21 protein-coding genes are annotated in these 19,604 nt (G+C 58.7%); 1 reads left to right on the forward strand and 20 read right to left on the reverse strand.

Translation table 11 applies throughout. The features are described 5' to 3' along the window. Position 1: 1 nt before the first annotated feature. The 6 genes from hcnB to LOY54_RS27335 all read right to left on the reverse strand — a co-directional run bounded on the left by hcnB (position 2) and on the right by LOY54_RS27335 (position 5,310). Positions 2–1,396, reverse strand: coding sequence for a cyanide-forming glycine dehydrogenase subunit HcnB (gene hcnB / locus LOY54_RS27310; protein ID WP_213602843.1), 1,395 nt, complete (start codon positions 1,394–1,396; stop codon positions 2–4). After that, complete coding sequence (gene hcnA, locus LOY54_RS27315; protein WP_093377810.1) at positions 1,393–1,707, reverse strand: cyanide-forming glycine dehydrogenase subunit HcnA; 315 nt, start codon at positions 1,705–1,707, stop codon at positions 1,393–1,395. The genes hcnB and hcnA overlap by 4 nt, the downstream gene beginning before the upstream one ends. Before the next feature lie 299 nt (positions 1,708–2,006). Further along, entirely contained in the window at positions 2,007–2,195 is a 189-nt protein-coding gene (locus LOY54_RS27320; protein ID WP_258608685.1) for a hypothetical protein, read from the reverse strand. A 7-nt stretch (positions 2,196–2,202) separates the two neighbouring features. After that, positions 2,203–4,200, reverse strand: a complete 1,998-nt coding sequence (locus LOY54_RS27325; RefSeq protein ID WP_258608686.1) for an FUSC family protein — start codon at positions 4,198–4,200, stop codon at positions 2,203–2,205. Next, a complete protein-coding gene (locus tag LOY54_RS27330) occupies positions 4,200–5,111 on the reverse strand; it encodes an HlyD family secretion protein (protein WP_258608687.1) in 912 nt (303 codons plus the stop codon). Before LOY54_RS27330 ends, LOY54_RS27325 begins: the two co-directional genes overlap by 1 nt. Before the next feature lie 10 nt (positions 5,112–5,121). Then, positions 5,122–5,310 carry a DUF1656 domain-containing protein gene (locus LOY54_RS27335; RefSeq protein WP_195885350.1) on the reverse strand — a complete coding sequence of 63 codons (189 nt, stop codon included), beginning with the start codon at positions 5,308–5,310 and terminating at the stop codon, positions 5,122–5,124. A 109-nt stretch (positions 5,311–5,419) separates the two neighbouring features. Here LOY54_RS27335 and LOY54_RS27340 point away from each other — a divergent pair, with 109 nt between their 5' ends. Further along, positions 5,420–6,223: a helix-turn-helix domain-containing protein gene (locus tag LOY54_RS27340; protein WP_258608688.1), complete on the forward strand. Its 804-nt coding sequence runs from the start codon at positions 5,420–5,422 to the stop codon at positions 6,221–6,223. A 145-nt stretch (positions 6,224–6,368) separates the two neighbouring features. Here LOY54_RS27340 and glmS read toward each other — a convergent pair whose 3' ends face one another. The 14 genes from glmS to LOY54_RS27410 all read right to left on the reverse strand — a co-directional run bounded on the left by glmS (position 6,369) and on the right by LOY54_RS27410 (position 19,601). Beyond that, positions 6,369–8,204, reverse strand: coding sequence for a glutamine--fructose-6-phosphate transaminase (isomerizing) (gene glmS / locus LOY54_RS27345; protein WP_093377784.1), 1,836 nt, complete (start codon positions 8,202–8,204; stop codon positions 6,369–6,371). Further along, complete coding sequence (locus LOY54_RS27350; protein WP_045199419.1) at positions 8,204–8,983, reverse strand: DeoR/GlpR family DNA-binding transcription regulator; 780 nt, start codon at positions 8,981–8,983, stop codon at positions 8,204–8,206. Before LOY54_RS27350 ends, glmS begins: the two co-directional genes overlap by 1 nt. A gap of 187 nt (positions 8,984–9,170) precedes the next feature. Next, entirely contained in the window at positions 9,171–10,538 is a 1,368-nt protein-coding gene (gene glmU, locus LOY54_RS27355) for a bifunctional UDP-N-acetylglucosamine diphosphorylase/glucosamine-1-phosphate N-acetyltransferase GlmU (RefSeq protein ID WP_258608689.1), read from the reverse strand. 123 nt (positions 10,539–10,661) lie between these two features. After that, positions 10,662–11,081, reverse strand: a complete 420-nt coding sequence (locus LOY54_RS27360) for a F0F1 ATP synthase subunit epsilon (protein WP_045199415.1) — start codon at positions 11,079–11,081, stop codon at positions 10,662–10,664. 44 nt (positions 11,082–11,125) lie between these two features. Beyond that, positions 11,126–12,502, reverse strand: coding sequence for a F0F1 ATP synthase subunit beta (atpD, locus tag LOY54_RS27365; RefSeq protein WP_045199413.1), 1,377 nt, complete (start codon positions 12,500–12,502; stop codon positions 11,126–11,128). 27 nt (positions 12,503–12,529) lie between these two features. Next, positions 12,530–13,390 (reverse strand): F0F1 ATP synthase subunit gamma, encoded by an 861-nt coding sequence (atpG, locus tag LOY54_RS27370; RefSeq protein WP_045199412.1) that lies wholly within the window; start codon positions 13,388–13,390, stop codon positions 12,530–12,532. Between the two features lie 50 nt (positions 13,391–13,440). Continuing rightward, a complete protein-coding gene (gene atpA / locus LOY54_RS27375; protein ID WP_010222735.1) occupies positions 13,441–14,985 on the reverse strand; it encodes a F0F1 ATP synthase subunit alpha in 1,545 nt (514 codons plus the stop codon). A 21-nt stretch (positions 14,986–15,006) separates the two neighbouring features. Continuing rightward, on the reverse strand, positions 15,007–15,543 hold the full coding sequence (locus LOY54_RS27380) for a F0F1 ATP synthase subunit delta (protein ID WP_045199409.1): 537 nt from the start codon (positions 15,541–15,543) through the stop codon (positions 15,007–15,009). 12 nt (positions 15,544–15,555) lie between these two features. Further along, positions 15,556–16,026 (reverse strand): F0F1 ATP synthase subunit B, encoded by a 471-nt coding sequence (locus LOY54_RS27385; RefSeq protein WP_010222733.1) that lies wholly within the window; start codon positions 16,024–16,026, stop codon positions 15,556–15,558. A gap of 57 nt (positions 16,027–16,083) precedes the next feature. Continuing rightward, on the reverse strand, positions 16,084–16,341 hold the full coding sequence (gene atpE, locus LOY54_RS27390) for a F0F1 ATP synthase subunit C (protein WP_003097235.1): 258 nt from the start codon (positions 16,339–16,341) through the stop codon (positions 16,084–16,086). 143 nt (positions 16,342–16,484) lie between these two features. Beyond that, entirely contained in the window at positions 16,485–17,354 is an 870-nt protein-coding gene (atpB, locus tag LOY54_RS27395; protein ID WP_045199403.1) for a F0F1 ATP synthase subunit A, read from the reverse strand. Between the two features lie 16 nt (positions 17,355–17,370). Next, entirely contained in the window at positions 17,371–17,778 is a 408-nt protein-coding gene (locus tag LOY54_RS27400; RefSeq protein ID WP_010222722.1) for a F0F1 ATP synthase subunit I, read from the reverse strand. 149 nt (positions 17,779–17,927) lie between these two features. Further along, positions 17,928–18,800, reverse strand: coding sequence for a ParB/RepB/Spo0J family partition protein (locus LOY54_RS27405; protein WP_045199401.1), 873 nt, complete (start codon positions 18,798–18,800; stop codon positions 17,928–17,930). Positions 18,801–18,809: 9 nt separating this feature from the next. Beyond that, positions 18,810–19,601: a ParA family protein gene (locus tag LOY54_RS27410; protein ID WP_010222720.1), complete on the reverse strand. Its 792-nt coding sequence runs from the start codon at positions 19,599–19,601 to the stop codon at positions 18,810–18,812. Positions 19,602–19,604 lie beyond the last annotated feature (3 nt).

Raw genomic sequence — 19,604 nt, forward strand, 5'->3', positions numbered from 1 at the left:
TTCAGGCTTCCGTGCCGAGTTGCTGGAATGCAGAGAATGGAATCGGGTCGATCGGGAAACGCGGCCGCAGCCAGCCGACATCGGCACGTCCGGTTGCTTCGCGCAGGCGATCGCTGCAATAGCCGACGCACATGCGCCCCTGGCAGTCGCCCATGCTCACCCGGGTGCGCATCTTCAACCCGGCCATGTCCTCGACGCCCTGCTCCAGGGCGCGATCGATGTCGCTGCGGGTGACATGCTCGCAACGACAGATCACCGTGTCCGCCTGCGGCAGCTCGATCTGCTTGGTGCCGCGGTGGGTGTAGCGCTCTACCCCGGCGCGAAAGCGTTTGATCGCTGCCAGCTGGCCGAGGTATTTCTCGCGCAGTTCGATCGCCTCTTCTGCGTTGAGTACCTCCTGCTGCAGCAGGATCGAAACAGCCGCGATGCGCCCGGTGAGCATTGCCGCCTCACCACCACGGATGCCGCCCATGTCACCGGCCAGGTGGATGTGCGGCTGGCTGCTTTGCTGCCAGACGTTGCTTTCTGGACGCAGGTAGCCGTCTTCGTTGAAGCCATGGTCCAGGCCCAGTTGCTGGCTGAGCTGGGTGCGGGGGATAAAGCCGTAGCCCACCGCCAGGGTTTGCGCCGGCTCGCGCTGGGCGCGGGAAAGGTCCGGCTGCCAATCGTCACCGTAGGGCGCCACGGTCACTTCAGCCAGCTCACCCTCACCCTTGGCTTCGACAATCCCCCAGCCGTAGTACATGGGGATGCCGTTGAGCTTCATGTAGCCAAGCATGCTCAGGCCATCGAGGAACAGCTGCGGCTTGTTCATCAGCGCCAGACTTTCACGGGCAATCTTGCTGAACGGGCAGGCTTCATAGACGCCGGCAACCTTCGCCCCGGCCGCGTGCAACTGGCAGGCCACCAACGGCAACAACGGCCCGGTGCCAGCGATCACGGTACTGCCCAGGGGTTTGACCACACCGCTTTTGATCTGCAACTGAAGCCCGCCGAGCAACATCACACCCGGCAAGGTCCAGCCGGCAAACGGGACGTTGCGCTCGTGGCAACCGGCCGACAGCAACAGATGGGAAAAATCGATTTCGTGCAGGGTTTCTTCGCCATCGAGTACCATCAGGCGCTGCTCATCCCCACCGACCACACGGCTGTTCAGGCGCAGGTCGATGCGATCGGCGCAGGCGGCGAAGTCCTTGTGCAGTTTTTTCAGCGCCTTGCTATAGCGGGCACCCAGGTAGCCCAGGTCGACGCCGCTGCGCAGCGGTCCGCGAAACACCACGCCACCCGGGCGTGAGGCTTCATCAAACAACAGGCTCGAGACACCGTGCCTGGCCAGCTCGATCGCCGCTGCCATACCTGCCGAACCACCACCGACAATAACTGGACGCAAGCTCATGGTGCCTCCTGCCCGGCAAAACGGTTGGTCCCGGTTTCGACCCGCATGCCCGGCTGTACCTCGGTTTGGCAGGCGCGGCGCTTGGGCCGGCCGTTGATCGACACCAGGCAGCAATGGCACACGCCCATGCCGCAGAAAGCGCCGGTCAATTGTTGGTGATCGTTAAGCGCCACCTGGCGCAGGCCCACGGCGTTAAGCACGCTGAGCACGGTTTCACCGGCAGCGACCGCCACCGCCTGGCCGTTGAGTTCGATGGTCATGTCCGCCCGCGACAGGGGCTGGATATCTAGCTTTCGCTCCAGAGTCTGCATAGCTTTTCGTCCGTGAAAAAGAAACATGGACTGCGCACACTAAGCCAAGCGCACGCCTGGACTATTGATCCAGGCCAGCTAATGGGTCTGCTTGCCGGACAAACCGACAAAACAGAGCAGATGGCCCGTGCTCATCCGGGCGAAGTTTCTCAACGGGCGATTCTAGAAAAAAGTGCATTCAAATCGGTGGCCCGATTTGAATGCACAAGGGAGGAGCTCGTTATCTCTGTTCGAACCGCGATTAACTTCTGTAGCAGAGTATTCACGTGATCGTTCTGGAATACCGAAAGTGGCGCAGGTCAGTCTGTTTTTTTACGAGTGTTCGGAGTCGTTGGCGCAATTGGCTTCTTTTCGGTCTGACCTTTGTCCTGACCGCGCTCCTCTTTGAATTTTTGATGCCATCGCTCCAATGCCTCTGCACCATCTGATGCTTGGCTAAGCGGGCTGAGGAGCAAGAGAGCAAGCAGGATTGAGCTAACCAGTTTCATGAGGACCTCACTTTTTACTTTGAACGTGTCTGTACTGCCCCAACAACCAGGCCAAATCATCGAAGATCGCAGCGAAATGCATCGCCCCAAGCCGACGCAATGAATTTGCGGTTCGGTGTGATTGAAGGATCATCCGGGGGTAGCGTTGTGGGGAGCGAGCGAGGCGGCTCAATCCAGCGCAGATGAGCTGCGCGATCGGGTCTTGAGGGTCAAGCTGCTTCAGGTCGGCATGCACCCGCCGCAGTTCACGCGCTAGTTGCAGTGACAATCTGCCCAGGTACTCGTGTTGATGCTGGCTATCGAGTGTTGCTGGGGCCAGCGCAGCCAACGAGGCGAGCCGGTGCTGCTGGCGCACCTGCCATGAGTGATCACTACCGGCGGCACCCTGTCGAAGCAATACCAGGGTCTCGCGATGAAGGGCGTCAACTAGCCCATTGAAATTCCTGTCATTTCGTTTTGGCAGCAGCTGGTACGCAAGCAGACAGATACCCAAAGCGATGATCCATGAAACAGACTGATTCGCGAAGTCATTGAAGTCATAGGCGGGTACGAGAGTGGTAGATACCAGTGTGTTGAAGGCGATCAGAAAAGCTACCCCCTGGAAAGCGCGTGAAGGCAAGGTAGTCGCGTGAATGCCGAACGACCAGAAAAGGCTCAGGCTGACCAGCAGCAGTGGCAGACCATTGATCTGCGGCAGGATGAGGAACTTGCAAGCGAGCGCTGCGGGAATCGCATACAGCGTCCCCCGTAGAAAGCTTTCGGTGCCTTTTTCGGGGGTGGGCATTGCAGCGATCAGTGTGCAGTAGGGCCCCAGAACTGCCAGCAGGGTCGGGCCTTGGTCCCAACCACTGATGTACCAGACAGCAGCTGCCAGCAAAGTTGCCAGAAGGGCTCTGATCCCGTTACGCAGGCCGTCGGCGTAATGGCGATGAAAGCGAAATGGGCGATGAACATGAGCAGTTTCTTGCTCTAGGGAAGAAAAGCCTTCCAGGGCCAAAGCGAACTCTTCCAACTGCTCGTCCAAGCGCCTGAACGCAAGGAGGGTACGTTGCTCTGGATGACTCGCTTGGGCAGCCGAAGCTGTTTTGCTTGCTAGCTCGTCGCGAATGGTTCGAACCCGGACCTTGGCCTCTGCCAGGCTCAAAGAGTGTTCGCTTAATGCCCTGCTTACCGAAGCAAGCTGAAGGCCCGTTGCCGAAACTGCATTTGTTGATTCCAGTACTGACAAGTCGGCAGGCAACTCATGTTCCAGCAGTGCAGATTGCAGGTAAGTCGAGCCAGACCTGATAGCTTTCAAATTGTCACTGATGACCCAGGATTCACCTCGACCCAGGCCAAGGAGATCGTCCACCTTGTTGATCTCTGCCGCGAGGACAAGGCGTTTGCGATGCGCCTGCTCATCTGCAGGTTGTGCGTATTTCTCTGCAATCAACGCTGCAGCCTTGACGCACAAGCTGACCACGGTGTCGCGTATGCGAGCCTCGACTGTCTTGCGACTGAAAAGGACGGTAACCAGAGTCAGACTAATAGCCCCGACCACCACCGCGGTGGCACGGGAGACGATGTGTTCAAAGCTGATCTGAGGTTCGGTGATGGCTGGCCCTAACGCCAGGCAAACGGTGTAGCCGGCCACGACGGCGGTAGTTGCGTAGTAATGCCGAACTACCGACATAGCGGCTACACATAGCCCAAGCCATATCCCAACGCCCACTATCATCAGGATCATTTGCTGGGCGAAACACGCCACCAGAACGAATGCGGCTACGGCACCTACCAGCGTGCCGGCGATACGATGCAGACCTTTGCCAACCACAGCTCCCTGAACGGGATTGACCAGCAGGAGCACGGTAGAGGCCGCGGAGAATGGCGAGTCCAGATGCAGGTAGAGACCTACGCACAATGCCAGCGCTGCTGCCATGCAACTGCGCAAGACATACAGGCTTGTAGAAGAAGTAAAGGGCAAGGGCAATGCGCCAAACCGTTTACCTATAGCTACGGCGCCCATTACAGAAACTCCTGGAGCCAATGAGTCAGACGCCGATGGTTTGGTGCACCAGCCTGGTCCACCTCAATACTTGCGGTCATGCCTGCTGCAAGCTCCACGCCCTCCGGGATGTGGTCAATTTCAATGCGCACCGGCAATCTCTGGGCCAGTCGAATCCAGCTGAACGTCGGGCTTACCTGAGGTAAACCGTTCTGCGCCCGCACTTCATTGGTATCGGAGACTCCACGTCCTATGCTCGACACATGACCGGATAGCAGCGGCGAGAACCCCATGAGCTTGACCTTGGCATGGGCTCCAAGAGGAATATTTGTGAGTTTGGTCTCCTCGAAATAGCCGGTGACCCAGAAACTCTTGCTGTCGACAACGAACATGTTGGTGCCACCTGCAACGGCATAATCACCGGGTTGCAGACGCAGTTGGGTGACATAGCCATCTACGGGCGCAACGATCTTGGTGCGTTGTAGTTCCAGTTGAGCCTGTGCCAACTGGGCCTGTGCAATATTCAGCCGAGCCTTGGCGATTGCACGGGTGCGTACAGCGTTATCGATCTCTTCCTTGGGCACTACACCGACAAGCAGCTTCCTGCGGCGTAGCTCTTCGTTGCGCTGCTGGAACACCTCCTTGACCTCGGCCAGTTCGGCGGCTTTTTGATCGACTGCCAGGGCATAGCTTCGAGCATCGATGCTGTACATCAGATCGCCCTTCTGCACCCACTGGTTATCACCGACCCAAACCCGCTCGATGCTGCCCGATACCTCGGGAGCGATCCGGATAACCTGAGCACTAATGCGGCCATCCCGGGTCCATGGTGCCAGTACATAAGCATTCCAAAGTGACAGGCCGAAATAGAGTGAAAAGGCACCAACAACCAGGATGGCCAGGAACTTGAACAATCTCACTACGTGATTCATCGACGCCTCTTCAGAATTTGATGACCAGCAGAGAAAGCAAGGACACCGACAGGAAGAATCGGAGCAGGTTTGGATGCCACATCAGGTCCAACCAACGTCGCGCCATCCTTTCCAAAATGAGATAGAACACCGTTGCTACCAGCAGGTAGATGAACAGTGGCGGGAAGTACACGTTGGCAAAGGAGAACTCGCTGAGCATGGATCGCACCTGTTGCTGGCCAAGTCAGCGCATCGTAGAAAATGCAGCTTGAATCCGATATGGACTATCAAGACAATAAATAATCAAATTCAGACAGGGGTGGCACTGGGTGGCTACGACCGCTTTCCCTCTGGATCTTCATGATCCTGATTCACTTGCGCAGCCGGCTGTGGCCTTGCTGATCGAGTCTCAACAAAACGACACTGAGGTACCTGTCCACTACCACCGCAAGGGCCAACTGATCGTGGCCTTGAAAGGGGGAAACGTATGCACCATCGAAGATGGCTTATGGATGGTGCCGCCAGGCTTTGGCGTATGGGTTCCAAGTGGAACGGTTCATAGCAACCGTGTAACGGCCAACGGCAAGATCTGCTTGCTGTTCATAGAGCCAGGCATCGCTCAGCTTCCGGAGCATTGCTGCACCCTGGCATTGAGCCCACTCATCCTGGAGTTGGTTTTGTATCTGGCAGGCGGCCCTAACGATTATCCTGCCGATGGCCAGATTGCGCGGCTTGCTGGGGTGCTACTTGAGCTTCTGGAACAGGCACCTGCTGAGCGGTTTTATCTACCGCTACCCAAGAGCCCGCAAGTGCGGCAGATTGCTAGCGCCTTGGCTGAGGCCCCTGCCAGTCGTGTGACAGTGGCCGAATGGGCAGACAGGGTTGCCATGAGTGAGCGGACCCTTGCACGGCTGATCAAAAACGAGACAGGCCTTAGCTTCGGACATTGGCGTAAACAATGGCAGATAATCGTTGCTTTGCAGCACTTGGTCGAGGGCGCATCAGTGCAGAGCACCGCCGAAGCGTTGGGTTATGAATCTGTCAGTTCGTTCATCAGCATGTTTCGCAAAACGCTTGGAAACTCACCAGCTCGCTACGTCCGTGAAGCGATCGTGAGTCGAAAACTGACATAGCACACAGGCTAGAAGTCGAACCAGGGTTGCGGCAAGCGCAGCAGGAGATAGGAAGGGCACGTCGAAGAAGGGAGCCAGCGGCGGCTCCCTTCATCAGCGACAGTTTTAATTCTCTAGAACCATCCGGACATCACCGCAGCAACGGTTACTCGACAGTTACCGATTTCGCCAGGTTACGCGGCTGGTCGACGTCGGTGCCCTTGAGCACAGCGACGTAGTAAGACAGCAACTGCAGCGGAATGGTGTAGAGGATCGGCGCCAGGGCGTCGATGATGTGCGGCACGGCGATCACGTGGGTGCCTTCGCCATTGCTCATGCCTGCCTGTTCGTCGGCGAAGACGATCAGCTCGCCGCCACGGGCACGGACTTCCTGCAGGTTGGACTTGAGCTTTTCCAGCAGCTCGTTGTTCGGCGCCACGGTGACTACTGGCATGTCGCTGTCGACCAGCGCCAGCGGGCCATGCTTGAGCTCGCCGGCCGGGTAGGCTTCGGCGTGGATGTAGGAGATCTCTTTGAGTTTGAGCGCACCTTCCATGGCTACCGGGAATTGCGCGCCGCGGCCCAGGAACAGAGTGTGGTGCTTGTCGGCAAATAGCTCGGCGGTCTTCTCGACGATCGCATCCATGGCCAGGGCTTCGCCCAGGCGAGTTGGCAGGCGACGCAGCTCTTCCACCAGCTCCGCTTCGACGCCTGCAGCCAGGGTGCCGCGCACCTGGCCCAGGGACAGGGTCAGCAGCATCAGCGAGACCAGCTGGGTGGTGAAGGCCTTGGTCGAGGCCACGCCGATTTCCGGGCCGGCCTGGGTCAGCAGGGTCAGGTCCGACTCGCGCACCAGCGAGCTGATGCCGACGTTGCAGATCGCCAGGCTGCCGAGGAAGCCCAGCTCCTTGGCGTTGCGCAGGGCGGCCAGGGTGTCGGCGGTTTCACCCGACTGCGAGATCGAGACGAACAGGGTGTCCGGCTGCACCACAACCTTGCGATAGCGGAACTCACTGGCGACTTCGACCTGGCAAGGGATACCGGCCAGGCTTTCCAGCCAGTAACGGGCAACCATGCCGGCGTGGTAGCTGGTGCCGCAGGCAACGATCTGTACATTGCGCACCTTGGCGAACAGCTCGGCAGCTTGCGGGCCGAAGGCCTGGACCATGACGTGGTCCTTGCCCAGGCGGCCTTCCAGGGTGCGTTGCACCACGGTTGGTTGCTCGTGGATTTCCTTGAGCATGAAGTGACGGTAAGCGCCCTTGTCGGCAGCTTCGGCACCTTCGTGGTACTGCACGGTCTCGCGCTGCACTGCAGTGCCGGCGACGTCCCAGATGGTGACCTGGTCGCGGCGAATTTCGGCGATGTCGCCCTCTTCCAGGTACATGAAGCGGTCGGTAACCTGGCGCAGGGCCAACTGGTCGGAAGCCAGGAAGTTCTCACCGTGGCCCAGGCCGATTACCAGCGGGCTACCGCTGCGAGCGGCCAGCAAACGGTCAGGCTGCTTGGCGCTGATCACGGCCAGGCCGTAGGCGCCATGCAGTTGCTTGACTGTAGCCTTGAGGGCATCGGCCAGGTCCGGCAAGGTTTTGAGGGTGTGCGCCAGCAAGTGAACGATCACCTCGGTGTCGGTCTCGGAGCTGAAGACGTAACCCAGGCCCTTGAGCTGTTCACGCAGTTCTTCGTGGTTCTCGATGATGCCGTTGTGCACCACTGCCAGTTCATGACCAGAGAAATGCGGGTGGGCGTTGTGTTCGGTTGGCGCGCCGTGAGTCGCCCAACGGGTGTGGGCGATACCCAGGTTGCCAGCCAGCGGTTCGGCGGCAACGGCGGCTTCCAGCTCGCTGACCTTGCCGATACGGCGACGGCGCTCAAGGTTACCCTGCTGGGTGAAGACGGCCAGACCTGCGCTGTCATAGCCGCGGTACTCGAGGCGCTTGAGGCCTTCGATCAGAATGGTTGTGATGTTACGTTCGGCGACGGCACCAACGATTCCACACATTATTCATGCTCCTGGGTGATAGCGGCGCAAATCACGTTGATGCCGCGGGCTTCAATCTGTACGCGTGCCTCATGGGGCAGGCGCTCATCGGTAATCAGGGTGTTGACGCTGCTCCAGGGCAGCTCAAGGTTGGGAATCTTGCGCCCGACCTTGTCGGACTCGACCATGACGATCACTTCCCGGGCGACTTCAGCCATCACCCGGCTCAGGCCCAGCAGTTCGTTGAACGTGGTGGTGCCGCGCGCCAGGTCAATGCCGTCGGCGCCAATGAACAGTTGGTCGAAGTCGTATGAGCGTAGTACCTGCTCGGCCACCTGGCCCTGGAACGATTCGGAATGCGGGTCCCAGGTACCGCCGGTCATCAACAGTACCGGCTCATGCTCCAGCTCGCTAAGGGCGCGGGCCACATTCAACGAGTTGGTCATGACCACCAGGCCCGGTTGATGACCCAGCTGCGGGATCATCGCGGCGGTGGTGCTGCCGCTGTCGATGATGATGCGGGCATGTTCGCGGATACGGCCTACGGCAGCCTTGGCGATCGCTTGTTTATAAAGCGAAACCGGCTGGCCCTGTTCGGTAAACAGTTCCTGCGGCAAGGTCACTGCCCCACCGTAGCGGCGCAACAGCAGGCCATTGGCTTCGAGGGCTGCGAGGTCCTTGCGAATGGTCACTTCGGAGGTTTCGAAACGCTTGGCCAAGGCGTCGACACTCACCTCGCCCTGCTCATTGAGCAAAGCCAGGATGTTATGACGTCGTTGGGGGGTGTTACGTTTCGACATGGCGCGCTTAAGTTTCGATTCGAAAGATAATGATGCCAATCAAAACCTATAGTGGCTGATGCGTCAAGAACAGCGGAGAAAAAATCTTCCTGTGAATAACTTGCCTAGCAGCAAAATTTTATCCACAGAACGAAAAAGGCCGACTTATGCACAATGCAGTCGGCCCTTTCTGTTAGCTGTGAGTAACTCAGCTCTTTTTGAGTTTCTCCGGCCGCTTCCAGCCATCGATGTTGCGCTGACGCGCACGACCGACTGCCAGCTGCGCCGCCTCGACGTTCTGAGTAATGGTCGAACCGGCGGCAGTGGTAGCGCCGTCGAGGATATCCACAGGCGCGACCAATGAGTTGTTCGAACCGATGAACACGTCTGCGCCAAGTACTGTCTTGAACTTGTTGGCGCCATCGTAGTTGCAGGTGATGGTACCGGCTCCGATGTTGGTGCGTGCGCCGACCTCGGCATCGCCCAGATAAGTCAGGTGACCGGCCTTGGCGCCTTCACCGAGGTGGGCGTTCTTCAGTTCAACAAAGTTACCCACATGGGCGCGAGCGTCGAGCACGCTGCCAGGGCGCAGGCGGGCAAACGGGCCGGCATCGCTGCCTTCACCCATGATTGCACCTTCCAGGTGGCTGTTGGCTTTGACCACCACACCTTTGCGCAGGGTGCTGTTCTTGATCACGCAGTTCGGGCCGATGACCACGTCGTCTTCGATCACCACGCGGCCTTCAAGGATCACGTTGATATCGATGAGCACATCGCGACCAACGGTCACCTCACCGCGCACATCGAAGCGCGCCGGGTCACGCAGGGTCACACCCTGGGCCATCAGACGGCGGCCTGCGCGCAACTGGTAGTGACGCTCCAGCTCGGCAAGCTGACGACGGTCATTGGCGCCCTGCACTTCCATCGGGTCCAACGGCTGCTCGGTCGCGACCACCAGACCATCGGCTACAGCCATGGCGATGACGTCAGTGAGGTAGTACTCGCCCTGGGCGTTGTTGTTCGACAGACGGCCCAGCCAGTCAGCCAGGCGCGCGCCCGGGACGGCGAGAATACCAGTGTTGCCTTCCTTGATGGCTTTCTGTGCGTCGCTGGCATCTTTGTGCTCAACGATCGCTGCCACCTGGCCCTGCGCATCACGGACAATACGGCCATAACCGGTCGGATCATCGAGGGTCACAGTCAGCAGGCCGAGCTGCTGTGGGGTGACCTTGGCAAGCAGGCGCTTGAGGGTATCGACTTCGATCAGCGGAACGTCACCGTAAAGGATCAGTACGGTTTCGGCGCTCAACGCCGGCAGTGCCTGGGCGACGGCGTGGCCGGTACCCAGTTGCTTGTCCTGGAGGACGAAATTAAGGTCATCGGCGGCCAGGCGCTCACGTACCAGCTCCGCACCGTGCCCGATCACCACATGAATGCCCTGCGGCTGCAACTGGCGGGCGCTGTGGATAACATGGCCGAGCATGGAGTCGCCGGCGACCGGATGCAATACCTTGGGCAGCGCCGAGCGCATGCGGGTACCTTGGCCGGCGGCGAGAATTACGATATCGAGAGACATTGACTGGCTACCAATCCTGGAAGGTCAGCGCTGTGACCAGAAGAAGAAATTCGGAAAAAGAAAAAGGGTAGCCGAGGCTACCCTTTAACTCAATCGCAACAGAAAGTGATCGGCGAGTGCCGGTTACTTCATTTTGCGAATTTGCTGGACGGTACGCAGCTGGGCTGCGGCCTCGGCCAGACGTGCGGCAGCGGCGCCGTAGTCGAACTCCGCGCCTTTTTCGTTCAGGGCGTTCTCGGCAGCCTTGAGGGCTTCCTGAGCCTGAGCTTCATCCAGGTCGCTGGCACGTTGCACGGTATCGGCAAGCACCTTGACCATGTTCGGCTGAACCTCGAGGAAACCACCAGAGATGTAGAACACCTCTTGGGCGCCACCCTGCTTGGTCAGCGTGATCGGACCTGGCTTCAGATTAGTGATCAGCGGGGCGTGGCCTGGAGCGATACCAAGATCACCCAGGTTGCCGTGCGCAATCACCATCTCGACCAGACCGGAGAAAATTTCCCCTTCCGCGCTGACGATATCGCAATGGACTGTCATAGCCATCTGCTTGCCTCAACCTGATTAGCGCCCCTTGCGGGGCGCCGGGATTACAGTTTCTTGGCTTTCTCGACGGCTTCTTCGATGCTGCCGACCATGTAGAACGCTTGTTCTGGCAGGTGGTCGTAGTCACCTTTGAGGATGCCGCTGAAGCCTGCAATGGTGTCTTTCAGGGAAACGTATTTGCCTGGAGAACCGGTGAAGACTTCGGCCACGAAGAACGGCTGGGACAGGAAGCGCTGGATCTTACGAGCGCGCGATACCAGCTGCTTGTCGGCTTCGGACAGTTCGTCCATACCGAGGATGGCGATGATGTCCTTCAGCTCTTTGTAGCGCTGCAGAACATACTGAACGCCACGAGCGGTGTCGTAGTGCTCGTTGCCGATCACGTTCGGGTCCAGCTGGCGCGAAGTCGAGTCCAGTGGATCGACCGCTGGGTAGATACCCAGGGAGGCGATGTCACGGGACAGTACGACGGTAGCGTCCAAGTGGGCGAAGGTGGTCGCTGGCGACGGGTCGGTCAGGTCGTCCGCAGGTACGTATACGGCCTGGATCGAGGTGATCGAACCTTCCTTGGTCGAAGTGATACGCTCTTGCAGAACGCCCATCTCTTCAGCCAGGGTCGGCTGGTAACCTACTGCCGAAGGCATACGGCCCAGCAGTGCGGATACTTCGGTACCGGCCAGGGTGTAACGATAGATGTTGTCGACGAACAGCAGAACGTCGTTACCTTCGTCACGGAACTTCTCAGCCATGGTCAGGCCGGTCAGCGCTACGCGCAGACGGTTTCCTGGTGGCTCGTTCATCTGACCGTAGACCAGCGCTACCTTGTCGAGAACGTTGGAGTCCTTCATCTCGTGGTAGAAGTCGTTACCCTCACGAGTACGCTCACCCACACCGGCGAACACGGAATAACCGCTGTGCTCGATGGCGATGTTACGGATCAGTTCCATCATGTTTACGGTTTTGCCTACACCGGCACCACCGAACAGACCGACTTTACCACCCTTGGCGAACGGGCAAACCAGGTCGATAACCTTGATGCCGGTTTCCAGCAGGTCGTTGCCGCCTGCCTGGTCAGCGAACGAAGGAGCGTCGCGGTGGATACCCCAGCGCTCTTCTTCACCAATCGGGCCAGCTTCGTCGATCGGGTTACCCAGTACGTCCATGATCCGGCCCAGGGTCGCTTTACCGACTGGTACGGAGATGGCTGCGCCGGTGTCTGTAACGTCCAGACCGCGCTTCAAGCCTTCGGTCGAGCCCATCGCAATGGTACGAACCACGCCGTCGCCCAGCTGCTGCTGAACTTCCAGGGTGGTTTCCGCGCCTACTACTTTCAGCGCGTTGTAAACACTCGGCACGGCGTCACGTGGGAATTCCACGTCGATGACGGCGCCGATGATTTGAACGATACGTCCGCTACTCATAGCTGGATCCTCTGAATATTTGAACCGTTAAACCGCGGCAGCGCCGCCGACGATTTCCGAGATCTCTTGGGTGATCGCAGCCTGACGCGCCTTGTTGTAGATCAGCTGCAATTCGCTGATCAGGTCACCGGCGTTGTCGGTGGCGTTCTTCATCGCGATCATCCGGGCAGCTTGTTCAGCTGCGTTGTTCTCGACCACCGCCTGGTAGACCTGCGACTCCACGTAACGCACCATCAGGCCGTCCAGCAGCTCTTTGGCGTCAGGTTCGTAGAGGTAGTCCCAGTGGTGCTTGAGTTCTTGATCCGGGGTTGCAACCAACGGAATCAACTGCTCGACCGTTGGGGTTTGCGTCATGGTATTGACGAACTTGTTCGATACCACGGACAGACGATCGATACGACCATCCAGGTAAGCGTCCAGCATGACCTTGACGCTGCCGATCAGATCATTGATCGACGGCTCTTCGCCCAGGTGGCTGATCGCTGCAACGACGTTACCGCCGAAGCTGCGGAAAAACGCCGCACCCTTGCTGCCAACCACGCAAAGATCGATCTCGATACCTTGCTCGCGGTTGACCGCCATGTCCTTGACCAGGGCCTTGAACAGGTTGGTGTTCAAGCCACCGCACAGACCACGGTCACTGCTCACGACGACATAACCGACGCGCTTTACTTCGCGTTCGATCATGAAGGGGTGGCGGTATTCCGGGTTGGCGTTGGCCAGATGACCGATAACCTGGCGGATACGCTCCGCGTAAGGACGGCTAGCAGCCATGCGCATTTGTGCCTTGCGCATTTTACTGACCGCCACTTTTTCCATGGCGCTGGTAATTTTTTGCGTGCTTTTGATGCTCGCAATCTTACTGCGAATCTCTTTTGCGCCTGCCATGTAACACCTATCAGGTTAGCAAGCGGGGGCCGCAAAGCCCCCGCTGCGGCTTACCAGGTTTGGGTGGCCTTGAACTTCTCGATACCGGCTTTGATGCCAGCGTCGATTTCGTCGTTGAAGTCACCCTTCACGTTGATCTTCGCCATCAGTTCGGCGTGATCACGGTTGAAGTAAGCGATCAGTGCTTGTTCGAAGCTACCGATCTTGGCGATTTCAACGTCGGTCAGGAACCCACGCTCAGCGGCATACAGCGACAGCGCCATGTCCGCGATGGACATTGGAGCGTATTGCTTCTGCTTCATCAGCTCGGTAACACGTTGACCGTGTTCGAGTTGCTTACGGGTGGCTTCGTCCAGGTCAGAAGCGAACTGGGCGAATGCCGCCAGTTCACGGTACTGAGCCAGAGCGGTACGGATACCACCGGAGAGCTTCTTGATGATCTTGGTCTGAGCGGCACCACCCACACGGGATACCGAAACACCGGCGTTCACTGCAGGGCGGATGCCCGAGTTGAACATGGCCGATTCCAGGAAGATCTGACCGTCGGTGATGGAAATCACGTTGGTCGGAACGAACGCGGAAACGTCGCCAGCCTGGGTTTCGATGATCGGCAGTGCGGTCAGGGAACCGGTCTTGCCAGTTACAGCACCGTTGGTGAACTTCTCGACGTACTCTTCGGAAACGCGCGATGCACGCTCCAGCAGACGGGAGTGGAGATAGAACACGTCACCTGGGTACGCTTCACGTCCTGGTGGACGGCGCAGCAGCAGGGAGATCTGACGGTAGGCAACGGCCTGCTTGGACAGGTCATCGTATACGATCAGCGCGTCTTCACCGCGGTCACGGAAGAACTCGCCCATGGTGCAACCGGCGTATGGCGCCAGGAATTGCAGTGCGGCGGATTCCGAAGCACTGGCAACCACCACGATGGTGTTGGCCAGGGCGCCGTTTTCTTCCAGCTTGCGAACGATGTTGGCAACGGTGGAACGCTTCTGGCCGACAGCAACATAAACACAGAAAATACCGGAGTCTTTCTGGTTGATGATGGCGTCGATCGCCATGGCGGTCTTACCGATCTGACGGTCACCGATGATCAGCTCACGCTGGCCACGGCCGACCGGGATCATGGCGTCGACGGATTTGTAGCCAGTCTGTACAGGCTGGTCTACCGACTTACGCCAGATCACGCCCGGAGCAACTTTCTCGACCGCGTCGGTCTCGGTGTTGCCCAGTGGGCCTTTGCCGTCGATTGGGTTGCCCAGTGCGTCAACAACGCGACCCAGCAGTTCCTTACCAACTGGAACTTCGAGGATGCGGCCGGTGCACTTGGCGCTCATGCCTTCAGCGAGGGTGTCGTAGGCGCCCAGGATTACCGCACCAACGGAGTCTTGCTCCAGGTTGAGGGCCATACCGAACACGCCACCTGGAAACTCGATCATTTCGCCGTACATGACGTCGGCCAGACCGTGAATCCGCACGATACCGTCAGAAACGCTGACGACGGTACCCTCGTTGCGGGCTTGGGAGGTCACGTCGAGTTTCTCGATGCGACCCTTGATGATTTCACTAATTTCGGAAGGATTGAGTTGCTGCATTGCTCTGCTGCCCCTTCAAACTCAAGATTTCAATGCTTCGGCCAGTTTCGCGATTTTGCCGCGAACCGAGCCATCGATTACCAGGTCGCCGGCGCGGATCACGACACCACCGATAAGGGAGGCGTCCTCCGTCGCATGCAGGCGCACTTCCCGGCTGAGCCGTGCACTGAGAACCTTGGCGAGTTTGTCTTGCTGTTCTTGGTCCAACGCAAAAGCACTAGTGACTTCCACGTCCACGGATTTCTCTTGTTCAGCCTTGTACAGGTCGAACAAAGCCGAAATCTCCGGCAACAGCAGGAGACGGTCGTTTTCCGCGGCAACATGAATGAAATTCTGTGCCTGTGCATCGAACTTGTCACCGCACACGTCAATAAACGTGGCGGCCTTTTCTGCGCTCGTCAGTCGCGGGGCCTTGAGCAGGCGCTGCATCGTGTCGTCTTCCGACACTGCAGCAGCCAGGCCGAGCATGGCTGACCAATTGGCCAGTTGCTGATGGGCCTGGGCGTGCTCAAAGGCCGCCTTAGCGTAAGGTCGGGCCAACGTGGTCAGTTCTGCCATGATCGCCCTCGCTTAAATTTCAGCGGCCAGTTTATTAACCAGCTCCGCATGCGCGTTTTGATCGATTGTGGCGCCAAGGATCTTTTCAGCACCGCCGACAGCCAGCAGACCCACTTGGGCACGCAGGGCGTCTTTGACACCGTTAATTTCCTGTTCGATCTCGGCCTGAGCCTGAGCCTTCACACGGTCAGCTTCGACGCGGGCCTGATCACGGGCTTCCTCGACGATCTGAGCACCGCGCTTCTTGGCTTGCTCAATGATTTCGGCTGCCTGAGCTTTCGCTTCGCGCAGTTGCTGACCCGCTTTGTCTTGGGCCAACTCCAGGTCGCGAGCTGCTCGGTTGGCAGCGTCCAGTCCATCCGCGATCTTCTTCTGACGTTCTTGCAATGCCGCGATGACCGGAGGCCACACGAACTTCATGCAGAACAGCACAAAAATGAAGAACGCAACGGACTGACCAATCAGGGTTGCATTAATGTTCACGCCAACACCTCGCTCGTTCTTTGTCCATCACACCAAACCACTCGAGAATTCGAGTGATTAGCCGGCGATTTGACCAACGAAGGGATTAGCGAAGGTGAAGAACAGAGCGATACCAACACCGATCATGGTTACGGCGTCGAGCAGACCGGCAACGATGAACATTTTAACTTGCAGCATTGGAACCATCTCTGGCTGACGAGCAGCGCCTTCCAGGAACTTGCCGCCCAGCAGGCCGAAACCAATGGCGGTACCCAGAGCACCCAGGCCGATCAGCAGAGCAACAGCGATAGCGGTAAGACCAACTACAGTTTCCATCTTTCCTCCCGACTTTTACGTCGTATTGGTTAGGTTTTTTAGTTTGAAGCGGTAAAACAAAATCGTTTGGTACAGCTGCCCTTGCGGACTTTTTCGACCCTCCCCCGTGCTGGCGGAAGGGTCATCAGACACGCCAGGCGGTCTTAATGGTTATCTTCGTGAGCCATCGACAGGTAGACGATGGTAAGCATCATGAAGATGAACGCTTGCAGGGTGATGATCAGGATGTGGAACACAGCCCACGCCCACTGCAGCACCACGCCCAGGCCGCTGAGCCAGAGCAGGCCGCTGCCGAACATCACGGCAATCAGGATGAACACCAGCTCGCCGGCATACATGTTGCCGAACAGACGCAGGGCCAGCGAGATTGGCTTGGCAATCAGGGTGACGAATTCGAGCAGGAAGTTGACCGGAATCAGCAGGATCTGAACGAAGATGTTCTTGCTGCCGAACGGGTGCAGGGTCAGTTCGCCGAGGAAGCCGCCGATGCCCTTGACCTTGATGCTGTAGAAAATGATCAGGGCGAACACGCTGAAGGCCATGGCCAGGGTCGCGTTCGGGTCGGTGGTCGAAACGGCACGGAACGGAATGTGCGGATCACCGGAGATCAGGATGGCCAGCTGTGGAATCCAGTCGACCGGGATCAGGTCGACGGCGTTCATCAGGAAGACCCAGACGAAAATGGTCAGCGCCAGTGGGGCGATCACCGGGCTGCGGCCGTGGAAGCTGTCCTTGACGCTGCCGTCGACGAACTCAACCAGCACTTCTACGAAGTTCTGCAGGCCGCCAGGCTGGCCGGAAGTCGCCTTCTTGGCTGCCATGCGGAACAGGAATACGAACAGCAGACCCAGTGCGACCGACCAACCCAGGGTGTCCAGGTGGAAAGCCCAGAAGCCCATTGCCTTGGCTTCTGCTGCGGAATGGGCAAAGCCCCAACCGCCGTCTGGTAGTTGACCGAAGGTCAGGTTCTGCAAGTGGTGCTGGATATAGCCCGAAGCGGTTTCTGCTGCCATGGTTGCCTCAAACGCCCTAAGGTCTCGAAAGTCTTATATTCATCAGCAGGGGCGCGAACCAGCTGACCAACTGGGTCAGCAGAAAGACACCGAAGACTGCTAACGGCGCCAATGGCTTCACTCCTGCAAACGTCAGTGCAAAAAGCACTGCCGTCAAAATCAATTTGCCTGCCTCGCCAGCGTAGAACGACTTGACGATGGCCTGCGCTGCCCTGGCTCCGGTATACCGAAAAGCCTTCCAGGCGAAATACACATTCGGCAGCCAGGCAATCAGCCCTCCGCAGAGTGCCGAATATCCACTGACCGCCCCGTGCCACTGCCACAACGCCAAAGTTGCCAGCAGAAACACGACACATTGAGCCAACAGTACCGGAAAAACCGCCCAGCGATGGAAAGGCAAGCGGTTTGGCGTGCGGGTTTCCATCACAACTGCTCCTCGAAAGTCGACCAACCAGTCAGCTATGACTTGGCATAATTTGTGCCGACAAAATGCGCGCAGAGTATAGGGGCGGTTTAACCCCTATTCAACTGCCGGGTAGTGATTTCCGACTGCGCGCTACAAAAGGAATTGTTTCAGCGGATGTGAGCAAGGACACCTTGCAACTCATCTAGTGAGTTGTAACGGATAACTAACTGGCCCTTGCCCTTGTTGCCGTGGCGAATCTGTACGGCCGAGCCCAGACGCTCTGCCAGACGCTGTTCAAGGCGGGTGATGTCCGGGTCCGGCTTGGCAGGTTCTGCAGCCTCAGGCTTACCGTTGAGCCACTGGCGAACCAGTGCTTCGGTCTGGCGTACGGTCAGGCCGCGTGCGACAACGTGACGCGCCCCGTCGACCTGCTGTTCATCCGGCAATCCGAGCAATGCCCGGGCGTGACCCATCTCCAGATCGCCGTGGGACAGCATGGTCTTGATCACTTCCGGCAACGAGATCAGGCGCAGCAAGTTGGCCACGGTGACCCGCGACTTGCCCACGGCATCGGCGACCTGTTGCTGGGTCAGCTGGAACTCCTGCTGCAGGCGCTGCAGGGCGATGGCCTCTTCCACCGGGTTGAGGTCTTCGCGCTGGATGTTCTCGATCAGGGCCATGGCGATGGCCGCTTCATCGGGCACATCGCGGACCATGGCCGGGATGGTGTCCATGCCGGCCTGCTGGCTCGCGCGCCAGCGGCGTTCACCGGCGATGATCTCGAATTTGTTGTCGGCGATCGGGCGCACCACGATCGGCTGCATCACGCCCTGGCTCTTGATCGAGTGGGCGAGTTCTTCCAGTGCCTGCGGGTCCATGTCCCGGCGCGGCTGGTACTTGCCGCGCTGGATCAGGTCGAGCGGCAGGTGTTGCAGTTCCTTTTGGTCGACCTGGACAGCCTGCTCTTCGAGCGCGCTGACGGTCGGACCACTGAGCAGTGCATCCAACCCACGTCCGAGACCCCGTTTCTTAACGGCCATGCGGATTCCTTAAGTTGTCTGTGCAGTGCGGGTTTGACGACGTTGGCGACGAACCAGTTCCCCGGCCAGGGCCAGGTACGCCAGGGCGCCACGCGATTGCTTGTCGTAGGCCAGGGCCGGCATGCCGAAGCTCGGGGCCTCGGCCAGGCGGATGTTGCGTGGAATCACGGTGTCGTACAGCTGGTCGCCGAAGTGTTCCTTGAGCTGCGCGGACACATCGTTGATCAGGCTCAGGCGCGGGTCGTACATGGTCCGCAGCAGGCCTTCGACCTTGAGCTGCGGGTTCAGACGCTCACCGATCCGCTTGATGTTATCCACAAGGTCGCTCAAGCCTTCCAGGGCAAAGTATTCACATTGCATCGGAATGATCACGCCATCGGCGGCGACCAGGGCGTTGAGGGTCAGCATCGACAGCGACGGCGGGCAGTCGATCAGGATGTAGTCGTAATTCTCGCGGATCGGCGCGAGCGCGGTGCGCAGGCGGCTCTCCTTCATCTGCATTTCCAGCAGAACCACTTCGGCAGCGGTCAGGTCGCGGTTGGCCGGCAGCAGTTGATAGCCGCCGTGCTCGGAGAAGTGCATGGCCTGGGCCAGGTCGCATTCGCCGATCAACAGGTCATAGACCGAATGTTCCAGGACGTGTTTATCCACACCGCTACCCATGGTGGCGTTGCCCTGTGGATCGAGATCGATCAGCAGCACGCGGCGCTTGGTTGCCACCAGCGATGCTGCGAGATTGATACAGGTGGTGGTTTTGCCCACACCACCTTTCTGGTTCGCGATAGCGAATACCTTAGCCATTCT

It is taken from the genome of Pseudomonas sp. B21-032, from assembly GCF_024748965.1.
Taxonomy (GTDB): Bacteria; Pseudomonadota; Gammaproteobacteria; order Pseudomonadales; family Pseudomonadaceae; genus Aquipseudomonas.

What these genes read in the sequence shown, in the direction of transcription:
- LOY54_RS27325 (WP_258608686.1), bottom strand. Translation starts at nt 4,200, where the DNA reads ATGGGCGCCGTAGCTATAGGTAAACGGTTTGGCGCATTGCCCTTGCCC.
- LOY54_RS27335 (WP_195885350.1), bottom strand. Translation starts at nt 5,310, where the DNA reads ATGCTCAGCGAGTTCTCCTTTGCCAACGTGTACTTCCCGCCACTGTTC.
- LOY54_RS27360 (WP_045199415.1), bottom strand. Translation starts at nt 11,081, where the DNA reads ATGGCTATGACAGTCCATTGCGATATCGTCAGCGCGGAAGGGGAAATT.
- hcnA (WP_093377810.1), bottom strand. Translation starts at nt 1,707, where the DNA reads ATGCAGACTCTGGAGCGAAAGCTAGATATCCAGCCCCTGTCGCGGGCG.
- LOY54_RS27410 (WP_010222720.1), bottom strand. Translation starts at nt 19,601, where the DNA reads ATGGCTAAGGTATTCGCTATCGCGAACCAGAAAGGTGGTGTGGGCAAA.
- atpD (WP_045199413.1), bottom strand. Translation starts at nt 12,502, where the DNA reads ATGAGTAGCGGACGTATCGTTCAAATCATCGGCGCCGTCATCGACGTG.
- hcnB (WP_213602843.1), bottom strand. Translation starts at nt 1,396, where the DNA reads ATGAGCTTGCGTCCAGTTATTGTCGGTGGTGGTTCGGCAGGTATGGCA.
- atpB (WP_045199403.1), bottom strand. Translation starts at nt 17,354, where the DNA reads ATGGCAGCAGAAACCGCTTCGGGCTATATCCAGCACCACTTGCAGAAC.
- LOY54_RS27380 (WP_045199409.1), bottom strand. Translation starts at nt 15,543, where the DNA reads ATGGCAGAACTGACCACGTTGGCCCGACCTTACGCTAAGGCGGCCTTT.
- atpA (WP_010222735.1), bottom strand. Translation starts at nt 14,985, where the DNA reads ATGCAGCAACTCAATCCTTCCGAAATTAGTGAAATCATCAAGGGTCGC.
- LOY54_RS27330 (WP_258608687.1), bottom strand. Translation starts at nt 5,111, where the DNA reads ATGAATCACGTAGTGAGATTGTTCAAGTTCCTGGCCATCCTGGTTGTT.
- LOY54_RS27400 (WP_010222722.1), bottom strand. Translation starts at nt 17,778, where the DNA reads ATGGAAACCCGCACGCCAAACCGCTTGCCTTTCCATCGCTGGGCGGTT.
- atpG (WP_045199412.1), bottom strand. Translation starts at nt 13,390, where the DNA reads ATGGCAGGCGCAAAAGAGATTCGCAGTAAGATTGCGAGCATCAAAAGC.
- LOY54_RS27405 (WP_045199401.1), bottom strand. Translation starts at nt 18,800, where the DNA reads ATGGCCGTTAAGAAACGGGGTCTCGGACGTGGGTTGGATGCACTGCTC.
- glmU (WP_258608689.1), bottom strand. Translation starts at nt 10,538, where the DNA reads ATGTCTCTCGATATCGTAATTCTCGCCGCCGGCCAAGGTACCCGCATG.
- atpE (WP_003097235.1), bottom strand. Translation starts at nt 16,341, where the DNA reads ATGGAAACTGTAGTTGGTCTTACCGCTATCGCTGTTGCTCTGCTGATC.
- glmS (WP_093377784.1), bottom strand. Translation starts at nt 8,204, where the DNA reads ATGTGTGGAATCGTTGGTGCCGTCGCCGAACGTAACATCACAACCATT.
- LOY54_RS27350 (WP_045199419.1), bottom strand. Translation starts at nt 8,983, where the DNA reads ATGTCGAAACGTAACACCCCCCAACGACGTCATAACATCCTGGCTTTG.
- LOY54_RS27320 (WP_258608685.1), bottom strand. Translation starts at nt 2,195, where the DNA reads ATGAAACTGGTTAGCTCAATCCTGCTTGCTCTCTTGCTCCTCAGCCCG.